Source organism: Halorubrum sp. SP3, from assembly GCF_005435195.1.
Classification (GTDB): Archaea; Halobacteriota; Halobacteria; order Halobacteriales; family Haloferacaceae; genus Halorubrum; species Halorubrum sodomense.
On sequence record NZ_SGTU01000188.1, the window covers coordinates 1 to 748 of the forward strand.

The following is a 748-nucleotide window of genomic DNA, read 5'->3' on the forward strand; positions in this document are numbered from 1 at the left end:
AACTCCGTCACGTTGGCCGGTATCGGCATCGGTGGCGCGATTCTGGTTAGCGCGGTCGCCCTGGAACTCGCCGAGCGGTAGGCACGCAGCGATTACGGTCGGATCGAGATAGGCCACACGTGGTGGATTTCGGCGGTGCGCGCGCTCCTGTCACTTCATCTCTTGTCGGATGTGCTTATCGACCTGTCTGAAGAGGAGGAGCGCCGTGATCAGTCCGGTTGACGCCGTGCTGACGACCCCGGAGAGTCCGCCGGTGCCGAGAACCGCTAGTAGAACGACTCCGACGAGCGCACTCTGTACGAACCAGATCACGCCCCGGACGTACCAGTCCACGTACCCGTGGAACCAGGTGGGACTCGTGGAGGGCATAGATAATAATGGAAATATGTCTGTGTAAATAATTTTTTCTACACCGTACGATTCGTGAATTCAGCAGTCGATCGCGACGGGGCGCGACCAGCTCTTCCGTCGTGGATCTCAACGGCGGCATTACCGTGATACCCCAGCCGCTCAGCTGTACACGGCGGTGCGTGGGACGACGGGCGACCGTCCCTGTAGCCCCGGAAGCTCGGCCTAATGCTGATTCCATTTATGTACTAGCGGTCGCCACAAACGCCGCCGAAGTCCCAGTCCCGAGGCTGTACGACTCGGCTTATAAACCGCTGACTGACGTGAACACCACCGAAGCCCCAGTCGCGAGGCGGGCGCACGCTCGTTGCGCTCCTCCGTCGCTCGTTACACTCGCTCC

At 60.6% G+C, this 748-nt stretch carries 1 protein-coding gene; it reads right to left on the bottom strand.

Annotated features, from left to right (window positions below; all coding sequences use genetic code 11):
* Nucleotides 1-150: 150 nt before the first annotated feature.
* Entirely contained in the window at nt 151-369 is a 219-nt protein-coding gene (locus EXE42_RS16150; RefSeq protein ID WP_053772265.1) for a hypothetical protein, read from the bottom strand.
* Between the last annotated feature and the right edge of the window lie 379 nt (nt 370-748).